The following is a 14,531-nucleotide window of genomic DNA, read 5'->3' as shown; positions in this document are numbered from 1 at the left end:
CCTCCGTAATCTCGCTGCGCGGATGCAATGCCACTCGTGTCTCGCCGCCGACGCGTTGCTGGTAGAGCAGTCGATAGAGTTGATCGAGCAGGTCGGAATCGACCACCGCATAATTCGTATTCCGGAAATTGCGAACGATGGCGTCCCGCCGCTCAGGAGGCTGCGGGTAGATGAAGTCGGTGTAATCGGGATTGAAAATCTCGTTGACGAACGGGCTGCTGTCGGACGGCTTCAAGGCATGGCCGCGAAAGATCAAATCGATGCGTGCCTGCGCGAAACGGCCGTGAAGGTCGACCGTCACTTCGGTTGCGCTCTGTCCTCCGCCGATCACGGCCACGCGCGCTGCCCTGCCCTCCAGGCCGGCGCGCTCGACCGCATCCAGATAGCGGCTGGTATGGAACAATCTGGCATCGCCAACCATCTTCGCAAACACCGGCGGGACATAGGGCTGCCCTCCCACAGCGACCACCAGATTCCTTGCCAGCCGCACCGTCTCTCCGCCGGCAAGCGTCCGCGAATGAACCCGCAAGGACGTCACGGTTTGCCCTGCTATCACCGGCTCGACGGCAACGATGGTTTCGCCGTAGGCAACCCGAGACTTGAACTGCTCGGCGACCCACCGGAGATAGTCGTTGAACTCTATCCTGCTCGGATAGAACGTCCGGCAATTGACGAAATCCAGCAAGCGGCCGCGCTTGTGCAGATAGTTCACGAAGGTGAACGGACTGGTTGGATCGCGCAGCGAAACGAGATCCTTGAGAAACGAGATCTGCATGTCGCTGCCCGGCAGCAGCATGCCGCCGTGCCAGGTGAAATGCGGCTGCCTCTCCACGAACAGCGGCGCGCATTTCAGACGTGACCTACTGGCGCATTCGTCCAGCGCGATGGCAAGCGCGAGATTGGAAGGCCCGAATCCGACGCCGACGACGTCGTGCTCGATCGCAAGCTGATGAGACATGAAGCCGCGCTCCGTTCGGGCCTTAGGACCTGGCCGCCGGGGCTGTGGCTGCGGGCACCCACAGCCGGTCGCCGAAGAATCGCTCGCGCAACAACGTGACGAGGGTAGCCCGCTTGTGCGGAAAGTCGAAATTCTTGATTTTCGCGAATCCCGAAACCTCGAGATTGCGGATCTGCTGCGAATGCGCCGCCGCCGGCTCGCCGACGATTCGCTGCGTCCGGCAATCGTCCAGGAACATGTAGTGCATCAGCGATGGCAGCCAGGCGCTGATGTAGCGGCGCCCGCGATAGGCATCCTCGCCGACAACGACATGCCAGCCACGATCGTAGTCGTCGGCATCGTAGAACGGCGCGATGCGATTTTCCCTGGCCCAATAGAGCTCGAAATAACCGAACGGCTCGTCATCGAAGCAGCCGATGAGCGGCAGCATATGCGGGTCCGCCAGAATACCGGAGAGATAGCGCCGATGCTTTTCGAGATCGCCCGCCTCGTTCCAGAATGCGTCGACACGGGGATCGTTCATCCACCGGTGCAGCAATTGCAGGTCACCGTCGAGATTGGCGACACGAAAGGAAATCACCGCGGCGAGCCAGGGTATGAACCGGGCATACACCTTTCCCATGGGCTTGGGCGAGCGCCGCGGATGGCGCTTGCCCTCCGTCATCAAATGAAGTTGCGGCATTGGCGGCTGCTCGGCGTTGACCAGCCAATTGCCTCGCCGCTGCATCACCAGTTCAGGAAGCAGCGCAAGCTCCGTTCCCGCCATGACAGCGAGGCCATGGTCCATCAACTCGCGCGCCAAGGCTTCCCTGCCCGCCAAATCCAGCACAAGCCGATCAAGGCCTGGCCGCCAACCGAACATCGCTTCGGCCGCCGCGGCGACTGCAGATATCGCGAGCTGTAGATCGTCGGGAATATCCAATAGCTTCAGGCGATCCAGCGGCTCGTCGAACCGCAGCCGCATCACGGTCACGGCGCCGGCAGCAACGCGCAGGTCGCCACCGCCGTCCTGAACGACGGTCATCGCAGAATGCGGTCCGATCGGAAACGCGCGGGGCCAGATCGCGGAGCTCGAAGCTATGTTCATCCGGCCCTCGCATTGCAAACGTGATTGCTCAAAAACGAAACGCGATCTCTTGGTCGCGCTTGCGATCTAAAGCACTCCCGCACAGGATGACAAGGAATGCCAACACACGCAGTTTAGATTCCTTACAAATCTGCGCGGAACGGCGCCGCGAAAGGCATCATATGCTGTCGGTGGCATACATCTCGAAAGAGCCTGAACTTCGACTCAAATTATTTCGAGAATAAAATAACTCTAAAGAGCAGCGTCAGTTGGAACCGATGACGACTTGATGACGTCATGCGCCACCGCTTCGCCTGCGACGAGCTTACCGTGACGAAGCCGCACCAGATGATCCGCTACGCCGAAGTAACGATCATCGTGCGAGATCACGATGATCGTCTTGCCCATGCGTTTCAGGTCGGGCAGCAATTCCGTGTAGAAGATGTGACGGAAGGCAGGATCCTGATCCGCGGCCCACTCGTCGAATACGAGGACCGGCCTCTCCTCGAGCCACGCATTCATCAGCGCCAGCCGCTTGCGCTGGCCGGTCGAGAGGTCCGTCGTCGTAAACACGCCGTTCTCGACCGAGACCTTGTGCGCGACCTCCAACCGCTTCAGGTAGCGTTCGGCGTCCTCAGGCACCATTCCGGCACCCTGCAGAAGATCCTCAAACAGGTAATAGTCTGAGAAGATGGTGGTGAAGAGCTGCCGGTAATCATCCCGCGTTTCCGTCTCGACCGGCCGGCCATCGCGCAGCAGCGTGCCGCCCTGCGGTGCGTAAAGGCCGAGCAGCAGCTTGATCAGCGTGGTCTTTCCGCTGCCGTTCTCGCCGACAATGAAGACGATGTCGCCCCGGCGGACATGCAGGTCGATCGGCCCGAGCACGAAAGGCTCGCTGCCCGGCACGGCACGGAAGCCGTACGACACGCTGCGGAGCTCGATCGATTCGATCTTGCCTGATCCATCCGGCGCGGTGGATGGCGCGGCCAGCAAGTCCTGTTCGGGCGTCGAGAACTGCTCCGAAAGATCGGCAATCCGCCGCATCGCCACCTGCGCACGGCCGAGCGACGGCAGGATGCCGATGACCTGATCGATAGGTCCGCGCATATAGAGCAGCACCAGGACGAACCCGCTGGAGACCGCGGCTGGGCTGTCGGGCCAGAGGAACGGCCGCAAGGTCAGCGCCACGCCGATCACGACGAAAAACAGCATCGTGCCGAGCGCCCGCGCCGTCACGAACAGATTGATCGACTTGACCTGCACCGTGCTGATCAGGTCGACCGTGCGCTGGAGCTGCTCGACATAGACGCGTTGCCGGCGCGCGCGGTTCAGCCGCAGCTCCTTCGCGCCCTCGGCGATCGCGCGATAGTGCTTCTGCAGCTCGTCTTCCGAATCGCGGGCGGCGTTGAATCCTCGAACGCCCCGCGTTCGCGCAAAGGCATGCGCGAGCGAACCGAGCACGATGACGAGCCCAGTAATGAGAAACAACGGCCACGACAGCACCGCGAGATAGACCATGCAGCCGAGCGTGATGATGAGGGAGACGAAGAAGGAAGAAAAGAAGAACGCGAAATCGCTGATCGTATCGACATCCTGCGTGAGAACCGGGATCAGGCGATGGCTCCGATAGATTTCGAGCTGATCGATCGGGGCGGCCAGAATCTTGGCGGCGAGCGACTTGCGAAGCTCGGCAATGATCCGCTGGCCGACATAGTTGGCGCTGATATCGGCGCCGATGGAGCCGATCAGGATCAACAGGCACAGGCCTGCAAACGCGAAGAGCAGCGTTGCGACGTCGCCTTGCGTCGCGTAGAGCCCGCGGTTGACGACCGCGAGCAACCCCGCAACGCTGGCGCCGCCGACGACGCCGAGAACGATGCCGCCCAGCACGATCGGCCAGTATGGCCGCAGGAGATGCAGAATCTGCGCCGTCAGGCCGCTTCGTGGGTTCATCATGTGTGCCGCGCGCTGGAGTAGAGCTGAAGCGAACCTACACGGCCCGTCCTGGTACGAACAGCCTTGCTGGTGCGATGCGCATACATGATGACAGCATCACTATTCCAGAGCTTATTTTTCGGCCTTTTTCGATGGATTCTAATTTGTGATCGGCGATGCCTTTAATAAAATGCGGGTAGTGCCGCCTTTGCATCGCAGCCGACGAGCGAGTAGGACGTGGGTCCAGCCGCCATGTCGGATCGCGACATCCCGGAAATCGAAGCGCTTGCAGGCCAGCATCGGACAGGCCCGACTGGAGAATGACTTTGGATTCGCTTATCTCCGAAACCCGCATCGCACTTCCCGATGCCGCCGGCCTTGCTGCACGGATGATCGATCATCTGGCCGAGCATGACATCGCCTTCGAGGACCAGGGCGGCCTGATGGTGGCGAAGCTGCCGTTTGGAACCAGCTCGCTCGCCGTCGAGGCCGAAACACTCAAGATCCGCGTCGAGGCTAACGACAAGGGCAATCTCGAAATGCTGCGCTCGGTCGTCGCCTCCCACGTGATCGAGTTCGCCGGCGAGGAGGCACCGACCATCGTTTGGTCCGGCCATGAGTCCGATGGAGGCACGCTGGCGAACTTCCGCGAGGTGCGGCTGAAGGCTGCGATCGCCCTGACGCCGCGCATGCGCCGGCTGACCTTCACCGGCGACGACATCGCGCGCTTCGTGAATGACGATGACCTGCATGTCCGGCTGTATTTCCCGCCCGAAGGCCTCGCCAAGCCCGAATGGCCATGGCCTGCTCCGGACGGACGTATCCTGTGGCCGGAACCCGACCGCAGGCCCGTCACGCGCTACTACACGATCCGCCGCATCGATCTGCAGGCTCACGAGATCGATATCGATTTCGTGGTTCATGATCATGCCGGACCGGGTTCGGCGTTTGCTGTCAACGCGCAGACCGGCGCGGTTTGCGGCATGGCAGGCCCGCTCGGGCGAAGCATTCGCCCGGCGCGCTGGGTGCTGATGGCGGGCGACGAGACCGCCCTGCCCGCCATGGCGCGAATTCTCGAGACGCTGCCGGCAACGGCAACCGGCGAAGTCTTCATCGAAGTCGCCGACCGACTTGAAGAAGTTCCGCTGGTCGCACCAAAAGGCGTATCGGTCCGCTGGCTGCATCGCGGCGACCATCCGGCCGGGACGACGCAGATACTGGTCAATGCCGTCAAGGCCGTGCGATGGCCCGACCATCGCGACGTCTTTGCATGGGTCGCGTGCGAGGCGCAGGCGCTGAAGGCACTGCGAAATCATCTGCGCGAGGACCGAAAGCTCTCCCGCGATCAGCACCTGGCGGTCGCGTATTGGAGCCTGCGCCAGCCATGACCTCCCGACACACGCTGGCCGGCGGGACGGCGCTCACCTCGCACCGCATCGCAGGCACCCTCTCATGCACGTAGTCCGGCCAAGCGAGATCGCGCAAGCCTCCCCCGATGCGCCCGCGTCCTTGTTCGAGCTCGACCAGGTCGGCTTTGCGGTCGCAGAGCGCGCGCTGCTCGAACCGCTCACGCTATCCCTTCCTGCGCGCAGTGTCGTCGGCCTGATCGGGCACAATGGCTCCGGCAAATCAACCTTGCTGAAATTGCTGGCGCGGCAGCAGCCGAGCTCCTCCGGCACGATCCGCTTCGAAGGCCGCGGCTTGCGCGAATGGAGCGATCGGGAATACGCCCGCAAGGTCGCCTATCTGCCGCAGCAGACGCCGCCCGCCGCCGGCATGCTGGTCAGGGAGCTCGTTGCGCTCGGCCGCTATCCCTGGCATGGCGCGCTCGGCCGCTTTGGCGACACTGACCGCGACAAGGTCGCGGAAGCCATGGCGCTGACTCACATCGAGCCGTTCGCGGACCGGCTGGTCGATACCTTGTCGGGCGGCGAGCGCCAGCGGGTCTGGATCGCGATGCTGGTCGCGCAGGATGCCGAATGCCTGCTGCTCGACGAGCCGACCTCGGCGCTCGACATCGCCCATCAGATCGAGGTTCTGTCGCTCGTGAAACAACTCGCCCGCGAGCGCAATCTCGGCGTCGTCGTCGTGCTCCATGACGTCAACATGGCGGCGCGCTTCTGCGACGAGATCATCGCGTTGCATTCAGGCAAGCTGATTGCCCGTGGCACCCCGGACAAGATCATGACCCCGGCCGAACTCGAAACCATCTATGGCATTGCGATGGGGGTGATGCCGTCGCCGGATCACGGCCATCTCATCAGCTTCGCGCGGTGACGATCCAAGTTCACCGCGCCTCTCATCCGCGTCGCGGGCGCAACAGCCAGATGAGATAGGGCCCGGCAAGCATCATCGCGAAAATGCCCGCCGGCATCTGGAATGGAAATATCACCATTCGCCCGGCCCAATCCGCAAACACCATCAGGATAGCCCCGATCATCGCGGCCAGCGCGGCCTGATGAAGCGCGCGTTGCGCCCCCATCATCCGCGCCATGTGCGGGGCGATGAAGCCGACCAGGCTCAATAGCCCCACCATCAGCGTCGCCGTCGCCGTCAATAGTGCCGTCAGCAGCATGATGATGATTCGGCTTCTCCCCAGCGAGATGCCGACCGAACGCGATGCTGCCGCTCCCAGCGGCAGGATGTCGAGCCAGCGGGACAGCATCGGCACCATGACCAGCAGAATCAGCGCCGCGGCGGCAAGGACCAGGGCTTCCGCCGGACCGATCTGATACAGCGAGCCCGTCAGCAACGACAGCAGCATGCCGATGCGGGGGTCGCCGGTCGCCAGCGCCATGGCAATGATCGCGCCGAACGCCGCGCTCATGGCGACGCCCGCCAGCAGCACCCGTTCCGGACTGAATTCGGACCGCCGGCTGAACAGCAGCACCAGCGCCAGCACGAGGAAGGCGCCGATCCCTCCCGCTGCAATCTGCGCCAGCCGCGTGTGAGCGGGAAACAGATAGAGAAGAACGATGACGCCCATCGCGGCGCCGTAGCTGATGCCCATCACCTCCGGCGCGGCCATCGGATTTCCAGTCATGCGCTGCAGCAGCGTGCCGGCCACGGCCAGCGTGGCGCCCGCCGCCATCGCCGACACCACGCGCGGCCAGCGCCATGGCCAAAATTCCTGGATGCCGGCGAGGCCGCTCCAGCGCCAGCCCTCGGTGCCAACGCCCACGGCAAGCGCGATCCAGACCACGAACAGCAGCAAGGCGAGCGCGAACAGGATCATCCGCCGGGGATGCACAAGCCGTGGCGCAACGGATGGCGTGAGGTTTCCCACCAGCACGGTGGACCGTAAGCGCGGCAGCAACAGAAGCAACATCGGCGCGCCGATCAGGGCTGTCACCGCGCCGGCCGGCATTTCGCGGTAACCGGGCGGGATCAGCAGCACCAGCTCGTCGGTCAGCCACAGCAGCATGGCGCCGCAAAGTGGCGCCCAGATCAGCCGGTCGCGAAACCGGCGCGCCCCCGACAGCATGACGATGGCCGGCGCAGCCAGGCCGACAAAGCCCATCACGCCCACCACACTGACCACCGAAGCGCTGAGCGCGATCGCGATCGCCAGCGCGCAGACCCGCGCTCGCGTCAGTCCGAGGCCGAGATTGCGCGCGGTCTCGTCGTCGAAGCCGAGCAAGGTCAGCGGGCGAACCATCGCCGCGATCAGCACGAAGGAAATCAGCAATCGTGGCGCCAGAAACGTCACGTTGTTCCAGTCCTGCTGATTGAGGAAACCGGCGCCCCAGATGAACAGGCCGATCAGATATTCGTGGTTGAGCAGCACCAGCGCCTGGGTCGTCACGGCGCAGTAATAGGCAACGATCAGCCCGGCAAGCACCAGCACGACCGGCGATAGCGCACGCTTCCAGGTTAATCCGAACACACACAGGAAGGCAGCGAACCCGCCCGCCAGCGCAATCCACTCGCGGCCGAAGGCGAGCAGCGACGGCGCCCACAGCGTCGTGATGGCCAGCGCCAGATAGGCGCCATTCAGGACACCAAGGGTGCTCGGTTCAGCCAGCGGATTGCGCAGCACCTGCTGACAGACGGTGCCGGCGAGACCAAGGGCCGCGCCGGCCAGCAGCGCCACCGCGATGCGCGGAAACACGGTATAGTGCACGAGCATCTGCTGCGGGTCGTTGATCTCGGGCCGCCACAGCACCGACAGCCATGCGCCGGCCGGCAGATGTCCCGACAGATGCCGCCACGTCAGCGCAAAGGCTGCCGCAAACAGCAAGCCGATCAGCACGGCCGGATGCATCTCGATCCCGGACCGGGCGGGCAGCGCGTCAACCTTGCTCATTGTTGTCCTGCGGCAGACGTTCGGCGAGCAGACGTGCGAAGCGCTCGGCCGCCGGCACGCCGCCATAGAAGAATTGATTGCCCAGCACCGTCAGCCGTCCTGAACGAAGGAACGGCAGGGTCTGCAGCACCGGGCTCGCCTTGAGCAGCGCTTCGATATCGGCAACGCGCGAGCTCAACAGCACCAGTCGCGCGTCGGACACTGCGGCGAGCACTTCGAGGCCGACGCTGGTGTGCCCCCACGGGCCGCTCTGGCCGGTCCAGGCATTCTTCAGGGCGAATTGATTGAGTACCTCCTGATAGAGGCTGTTCGGGCCGAATACGAGCGCACGGTTGCGCGCGATTTCGCTGACGAGATAGAGCGGCGTGCCGCCGCGGCCACGAAGCTGCTCGCGATAGCCTGTCATGGCCACATCGAAGCGCGCGAGATAGGCTTCGCACGCGGCCTGCACGCCGAGACGCTGCGCCAGTTCCATCGTCGAACGGCGCGCCGTTTCCAGGGGATGCCCGCCGGGCTTGAAGATCGTAAACACCTCGACCGGGGCAACCAGCTTGAGCCGGGGCATCGCGGCCGTGATGCTGGGATCGATGATGATGATGTCGGGCGCCAAACTCTGCAGCAATTCGAGATTTGGCTCCGAACGCAGGCCGATTTCCTGAACGCTTGACGGGACAGCCGGCTCGACGACGAGCCTGCCGTAGCGCTCGATCTCCGGAACGGCCAGCGGCACCATGCCGAGCGCCAGTATCGTCTGCGCACAGGCCCAACCGAGCGCGGCAACGCGGGGACCGGATCGCGATCCACCGCCTTGGGCAAATGCCATCGGCAGACCACCGGCAAGCGCCGCGCCGCCGATGCCCGCGCCCGCTCTTAGAAGCGCGCGGCGGGACAGCCTGTAGTCGGGGACAAACGTGCTCATGGAATCCGGCTCAGGAAAGCCTTGCGGCGAGGTCGCGGAGGGTGCCGCCATGACATACCCTCATTCCCGCAGCATTTCCACATCAGGCCGCCCTTTCACCGGCAGCATGGAAAGCGCTGGCCAGCGCCTGCCCGATCGCCGCCCGCGCCCGCAAGGCATCGGCCACGACATTTCCCATGCGCAGGAATTCATGGATCATGCCCGGATAGATCTGCAGATCGACGGCAACGCCTGCGGCGCGCAGTTTTGCTGCATAGTCGCGCCCCTCATCCACCAGCGGATCAAATTCGGCCAGCACGATGAGCGCCGGGGGCAGCCCTGAGAGATCTTGTGCGGCGAGCGGCGCGAAGCGCCAGTCGTCGCGGTCAGCGTCGTGGCGAAGATATTGCCGGAAGAACCAGTCGACGGTGCTGCGTTCCAGCAGATAGCCGGCACCGTAACGCGCGTAGGAATCGGAGGTCTGCCGGGAGCTCAGGCCGGGATAGGCGAGAACCTGGAGCACAGGCTGCGGCAGGCTTCGGTTCGCCCTGGCTTCGATGGCGAGCGCAGCGGCAAGCGTCCCGCCGGCGCTGTCGCCCCCGACGGCGATGCGGCCGGCATCCAGTCCCGCCGCGAGGCCCTCGCGACCGATCCAGGTCAGCGCATCGACGGCATCCTCGAAGGCGGTTGGAAACCTGTGCTCAGGCGCAAGCCGGTAGCCAACCGACAGCACGGCCGCGCCGCTGTCTTCGGCAAGGCCACGGCACAAGGGCTGATGGGAATCGAGGCTTCCGACGACAAAGCCGCCGCCGTGCATATAGAGGAGAACCGGCAACGGATTGCGGCTGCTCGGTTCCGCCTTGGCGTAAAGCCGCGCCTCGATCATCGCGCCATCGCGCGTCGGCAGCGAGAGCTGGCGCTCGTAGCCAAGCGCCGGCGGATCGACATCGAGCAGCGGCGAGGATGCATCGAAATCGGCCCGCGCCTGAACGGCCGTCAGTTGCGGGAACGGAATGCGGACGCCGCTTTCAGTGCCTGCCTGCACCATCTCGAGTAGCGCTGCGATGTCTGGATCAAGATTCATGGGATTGCCTATTCCGCCGGTTCCGGAACCGTGTCCTGCGACGCCGGCGATGCCGCCTCCGGCACAAGCAGGCCGCAGATCTCATCGAGCAGGCGCGCATCCCTGAGGATCGTGAAATGGTCGTCGCCGACGACGCCGCGATCGACGGCCTCAGGCAGTTGCGTCTCCAGCCGGTCGCGCTGTGCCAGCCGGCTTGATGTCCACCAGCACAATGGCCTCGCCGCAAGACGGCACGGTGGGCTTGCGCTCTGCGTCACGATCTTGAGATGTCGCCCGACGGCAAAAGCACCGGCTATGTCGTCGACGCCGAGTAGCCTGTCGTCCGCCGATACCTCCTCCCCCGATATCTGTGCGACCAGATGCCGGACGTTCTCCGACGTCTCCGGTAGCTCTGCGGCTTTCGCCTCTTCCGCATGCGGGGTGATGCGGGCGGCGGCAGATCGCGGAAGAACGGCCGACAGCAATCCAGCCAGATCGTCGGTCCAGTGGACTGCCGCTTCCTGCCGGTTCGATCCGCCCTGCGGTCGCAACACGAAACTGTCGACCATGGCAAGACACTCCACGCGCTCGCCGGAGCGTTCGAGCTCGGCGGCAACGAGGCCGGCTATAAGGCCGCCGAGCGACCAACCGACCAGACTATACGGCCCCTGCGGCTGCACCTGCCTGATCTCGTTCGCATAGTCCGCGGCCATCGCCTCGAGCGAGCGGTCGCTCCACGAACTGTCGACCAGCATTCTGGACTGCAGCCCGATCACCTGCCGGCGTCCTTCGAGACGGCGCGCCAGCGGCCCATAATCGAAGACGGTGCCGAAACCGCCATGCACAGAGAATACCGGCTGCGCGCCACGAACCTCAGCGTTCAGCGGCAGCAGCGCCGATGGCGCCGACGCGGCGACGGAAACCGCAGCGCCGCTGTCGGCGAGCAACGCCCGGATCGTGGGCTTCTGCAGGAGATCGCGCAGCTTGATCTCGATGCCGAACGTCTTGTCCTGCCGGAGCCTGGCCACGACCTTGAGGCTGAGAATCGAGTTGCCGCCGAGTTCGAAGAAATTATCGGTGACGCCGACCTGCGGCACCTTGAGGACGTCAGCCCACAGCCGCGCCATCGCGGTTTCGATCGGCCCTTGCGGCGCCACGAAGCTTCGCGCTGCCGTGTCAGGCGCCGGCAGCGCACGCCGGTCGATCTTGCCGCTGGACAAGACCGGCAGCCGCTTCAGCACCATGGTCCGCGCCGGCACCATGTAGATCGGCAGGGCCTGCTTCAGGAACGCGGTCAATCTCTCAACCAGCGCGTCAGCGGCTGCTCCCGATGCGTCCTTTGCCGCCTTCGGCGCGACATAGGCTACGAGCTGATTTCCCGTCGCGCCCGGCAACGCCACCACCGCCGCCTGCTCGACCTCTTCATGGCGAAGCAGCGTGGTCTGGATTTCTCCAAGCTCGATCCGGAAGCCGTTGACCTTGACCTGGTCATCGCTGCGGCCGAGATACTCGACGGTGCCGTCTTCGCGCCATCGCGCGAGGTCACCGGTACGGTATAGCCTGGCTCCCGGCACCGCCGAGAATGGATCAGGCACGAACCTTTCGGCAGTCATGCCCGCCTTGCCGTGATAGCCGCGGGCAACACCGAAGCCGCCGAGATAAAGCTCGCCGGCGATACCTGCGGAAATGATGTTGAGGGCGCCATCGAGAATATAGGCGCGGCGGTCACCGACCGGCACGCCAATCGGCGCGTACGGCGTCTCGCATTCACCCGTGCCATCGACCTTCCAGACCAGCGGCGTGACGACGGTCTCCGTCGGGCCGTAGCCATTGATCAGGATGCGCGGCTTCAGAACGCGCCTGACCTTGTCAAAGCCTGCCTTCGGCATCGCCTCGCCGCCGAACGAATAGAGCTTGACCGGCGGCGGATTGCCCGACTGCTCGACCGCTTCTGCGACCTGCTGCAGATAGGCCGGCGGCAAGCCGATATGGCTGACGCGGTGCGCGTGCAGGTTCTCGACCGTCTGCTCCGGCGTCCACAATTCGGCGTCGCGCATCAACAGCCGCGCGCCATGCGACAGAACCGTCAGCCAGCGCTCATGGGCGCCGTCGAAGGCCAGCGACAGGAAATGCAGCTCGCACGAGTCGTCGTCGATCTCGTAAATTCCGCCCGTGACGTGGCAATGCATGGCGAGCGGCCCGTGGGCGACTGCGACACCCTTTGGCGTTCCCGTCGAGCCGGACGTGTAGATCAGGTAAGCGAGATTATCGGCATGCAACGCCGGTTGCGGCGCATGGTCCGGCCCCGCATCGAAGTCGAATGTGGAAAGCGCGATTGTTTCAACACGATCAATGCCGCCTTCGACGTCGATCTGCCCCGTCAGCAGGAACGAGATGCCGGCATCGCGCATCACGAACGTGCGCCGCTCGGCTGGAAGCTCCGGATCGAGCGGAACATACGCCCCACCCGCCTTCAGCACGGCCAGCAGCGCAACCATCGTGGCTTCGGTACGCTCGACCACGACACCGACGCGCTGCTCGGGCCTGAGCCCGCGGGCAATCAGATGATGGGCAAGACGGTTGGCCCTGGCGTCGAGCGCGCCGAACGAGAGCACACTGCCGCCGATGGTAAGCGCCGTCCGTTCGGGATGGCGCCTCGCATGGCGGCTGATCGCCTCATGCACCAGCGGCAGCGGCGCTGCCGGCATCGCGTGGCGATTGCAATTTTCGGCAAGCGCGGCGTCGATCGCCGTCACCGGATCGATGCTGCCGAGCATGGCCGTCGCGTCCCGCGCCAGCGCGGCAAGCAGATGTTCGAACTGCGCCTTGATCTGCGCCGCCTGCGCCGCCGTGAAATGGCTCGGCATATAGGTGTACTCGATCTGCAGCGTGTCCTCGACGAGCACCGACAGGTCCATCGGATAGTTCGTCACGTCGACGTTTCTGAGCCCGCTGAACTGCAGCGACCCATCGCCCTGGTGCATGCTGCGTTCGATCGGATAATTCTCGAACACGATGATGCTGTCGAACATCGTCTGCCCGGCGCGGCCGGCCCAGCCCTGGATGTCGTAGAGCGGCGTATGCTCGTAGTCGCGGATCGCCGAATTGCGGTCCTGCAGCGCGCGCAGCCATTCTCCGACCGTGCTGGCGAACGACGGCGTCTCGATCACCGGCAGCGTGTTGATGAAGAGCCCGAGCATCTGCTGCGAGCCGTCAAGATTGGCCGGGCGGCCAGCGACGGTAACGCCAAATGTCACGGTCTGCTGGCCGGTGTAGCGTTGCAGCAGCAAGGCCCAGACGCCCTGAACGATGGTGTTGAGCGTGATCCGCTCACGGCGCGCGAACGCCTTCAACTCCGCGGTCGCGGTCTCTCCAAGCCGCGTATAGCAGCGCTCATGGCCGGATGCCTGGTGATGGCGCGAACCGAAAGCATCGGCCAGCTGTGTCGGCTCATCGAAGGCCTTGAGCTGGCCGCGCCAGAAGTTTTCAGCCGCCTTGGCGTCCTGTGCCAGTAGCCAGGCAATGTAATCGCGGTAACGCGTCGGGTTCGCGGCCGGCGCGCCGCCGTAATAGCATTGCAGGACTTCCCCGACGAACCTTGCCGAACTCCATCCGTCCATCAGGATGTGATGATAGGTCCAGATCAGCCGGTAGAGATCATCCTCAAGGCGCAACAGCCGCACGCGCTGCAGCGGCGGCATCGAGAGGTCGAACTCGGCGGCGCGTTCGCCGGCAAGTGCCGCCGAAATTCGTTCGTCGCTGATCGCTTGATCGCGCCAGTCTTCCTGTTCGAACGGTGCGACGGCATCGCGATAGACGGCTTGCAGCGGCGAGCCGGATAGCTCTCGCCACAGGAAGCCGGTCCGAAGCATCTGATGGCGTGCGGTCGCCGCGTGCCATGCCTGGCCCAGACGTTCGGGGTCGAGGCCGCGAATCTCGACGCTGACCTGATTGACGTAGATGCCGCTGCCGACATCACGCAGGCTGTGGAACAGCATGCCCTGCTGCATCGGCGACAGCGGGTAGATGTCCTCGATGCGGTTCCAGTCCAGATCAAGCCGTTCGAGCTGCTCGCTGGATAGCCCCGCGAGCGAACCGCGTTCGGATGCCGGTGTGTCCTCGGCCGGGCCGACGTCGCGGGACAACGCCGCCAGCGCCTCGATCGTCTGATGCCGGAAGACGTCGCGCGGTTCGATCGATACGCCCTCGCGGCGCGCGCGGCTCACCATCTGCAGCGAGATGATGGAGTCGCCACCGAGCTCGAAGAAATTGTCGGTGACGCCGACGTCGGTCTGGCGCAGCAGG

General features: G+C 64.4%; 9 protein-coding genes. 2 read left to right on the top strand and 7 right to left on the bottom strand.

Annotated features, from left to right (window positions below; genetic code table 11):
- From CQ14_RS00645 to CQ14_RS00635, 3 genes are all read right to left on the bottom strand, one after another.
- Positions 1-958 (bottom strand): lysine N(6)-hydroxylase/L-ornithine N(5)-oxygenase family protein (locus CQ14_RS00645; protein ID WP_057856028.1); only part of this gene is annotated, 958 nt, incomplete at its 3' end.
- Positions 959-980: 22 nt separating this feature from the next.
- On the bottom strand, positions 981-2,045 hold the full coding sequence (locus tag CQ14_RS00640; RefSeq protein WP_057856027.1) for a GNAT family N-acetyltransferase: 1,065 nt from the start codon (positions 2,043-2,045) through the stop codon (positions 981-983).
- Positions 2,046-2,276: 231 nt separating this feature from the next.
- Positions 2,277-3,977 (bottom strand): cyclic peptide export ABC transporter, encoded by a 1,701-nt coding sequence (locus tag CQ14_RS00635; RefSeq protein WP_283807180.1) that lies wholly within the window; start codon positions 3,975-3,977, stop codon positions 2,277-2,279.
- A gap of 308 nt (positions 3,978-4,285) precedes the next feature.
- Between CQ14_RS00635 and CQ14_RS00630 the strand changes: the two genes are divergently transcribed.
- Together CQ14_RS00630 and CQ14_RS00625 are read left to right on the top strand one after the other, a co-directional pair.
- On the top strand, positions 4,286-5,347 hold the full coding sequence (locus CQ14_RS00630; protein ID WP_057856025.1) for a siderophore-interacting protein: 1,062 nt from the start codon (positions 4,286-4,288) through the stop codon (positions 5,345-5,347).
- Between the two features lie 64 nt (positions 5,348-5,411).
- Positions 5,412-6,236, top strand: a complete 825-nt coding sequence (locus CQ14_RS00625; RefSeq protein WP_057856024.1) for an ATP-binding cassette domain-containing protein — start codon at positions 5,412-5,414, stop codon at positions 6,234-6,236.
- A gap of 22 nt (positions 6,237-6,258) precedes the next feature.
- Here CQ14_RS00625 and fhuB read toward each other — a convergent pair whose 3' ends face one another.
- From fhuB to CQ14_RS00605, 4 genes are all read right to left on the bottom strand, one after another.
- Complete coding sequence (gene fhuB / locus CQ14_RS00620) at positions 6,259-8,265, bottom strand: Fe(3+)-hydroxamate ABC transporter permease FhuB (protein ID WP_199805402.1); 2,007 nt, start codon at positions 8,263-8,265, stop codon at positions 6,259-6,261.
- Positions 8,252-9,235, bottom strand: coding sequence for an ABC transporter substrate-binding protein (locus CQ14_RS00615; RefSeq protein ID WP_057856023.1), 984 nt, complete (start codon positions 9,233-9,235; stop codon positions 8,252-8,254). The genes fhuB and CQ14_RS00615 overlap by 14 nt, the downstream gene beginning before the upstream one ends.
- Positions 9,236-9,266: 31 nt before the next feature.
- Positions 9,267-10,247 (bottom strand): alpha/beta hydrolase, encoded by a 981-nt coding sequence (locus CQ14_RS00610; protein ID WP_057856022.1) that lies wholly within the window; start codon positions 10,245-10,247, stop codon positions 9,267-9,269.
- 8 nt (positions 10,248-10,255) lie between these two features.
- The coding region (locus CQ14_RS00605; RefSeq protein ID WP_156434593.1) for a non-ribosomal peptide synthetase at positions 10,256-14,531 on the bottom strand (4,276 nt) is incomplete at its 5' end.

The organism is Bradyrhizobium lablabi (genome assembly GCF_001440475.1).
Taxonomy (GTDB): Bacteria; Pseudomonadota; Alphaproteobacteria; order Rhizobiales; family Xanthobacteraceae; genus Bradyrhizobium; species Bradyrhizobium lablabi.
This window is presented reverse-complemented; position numbering and strand designations above follow the sequence as displayed.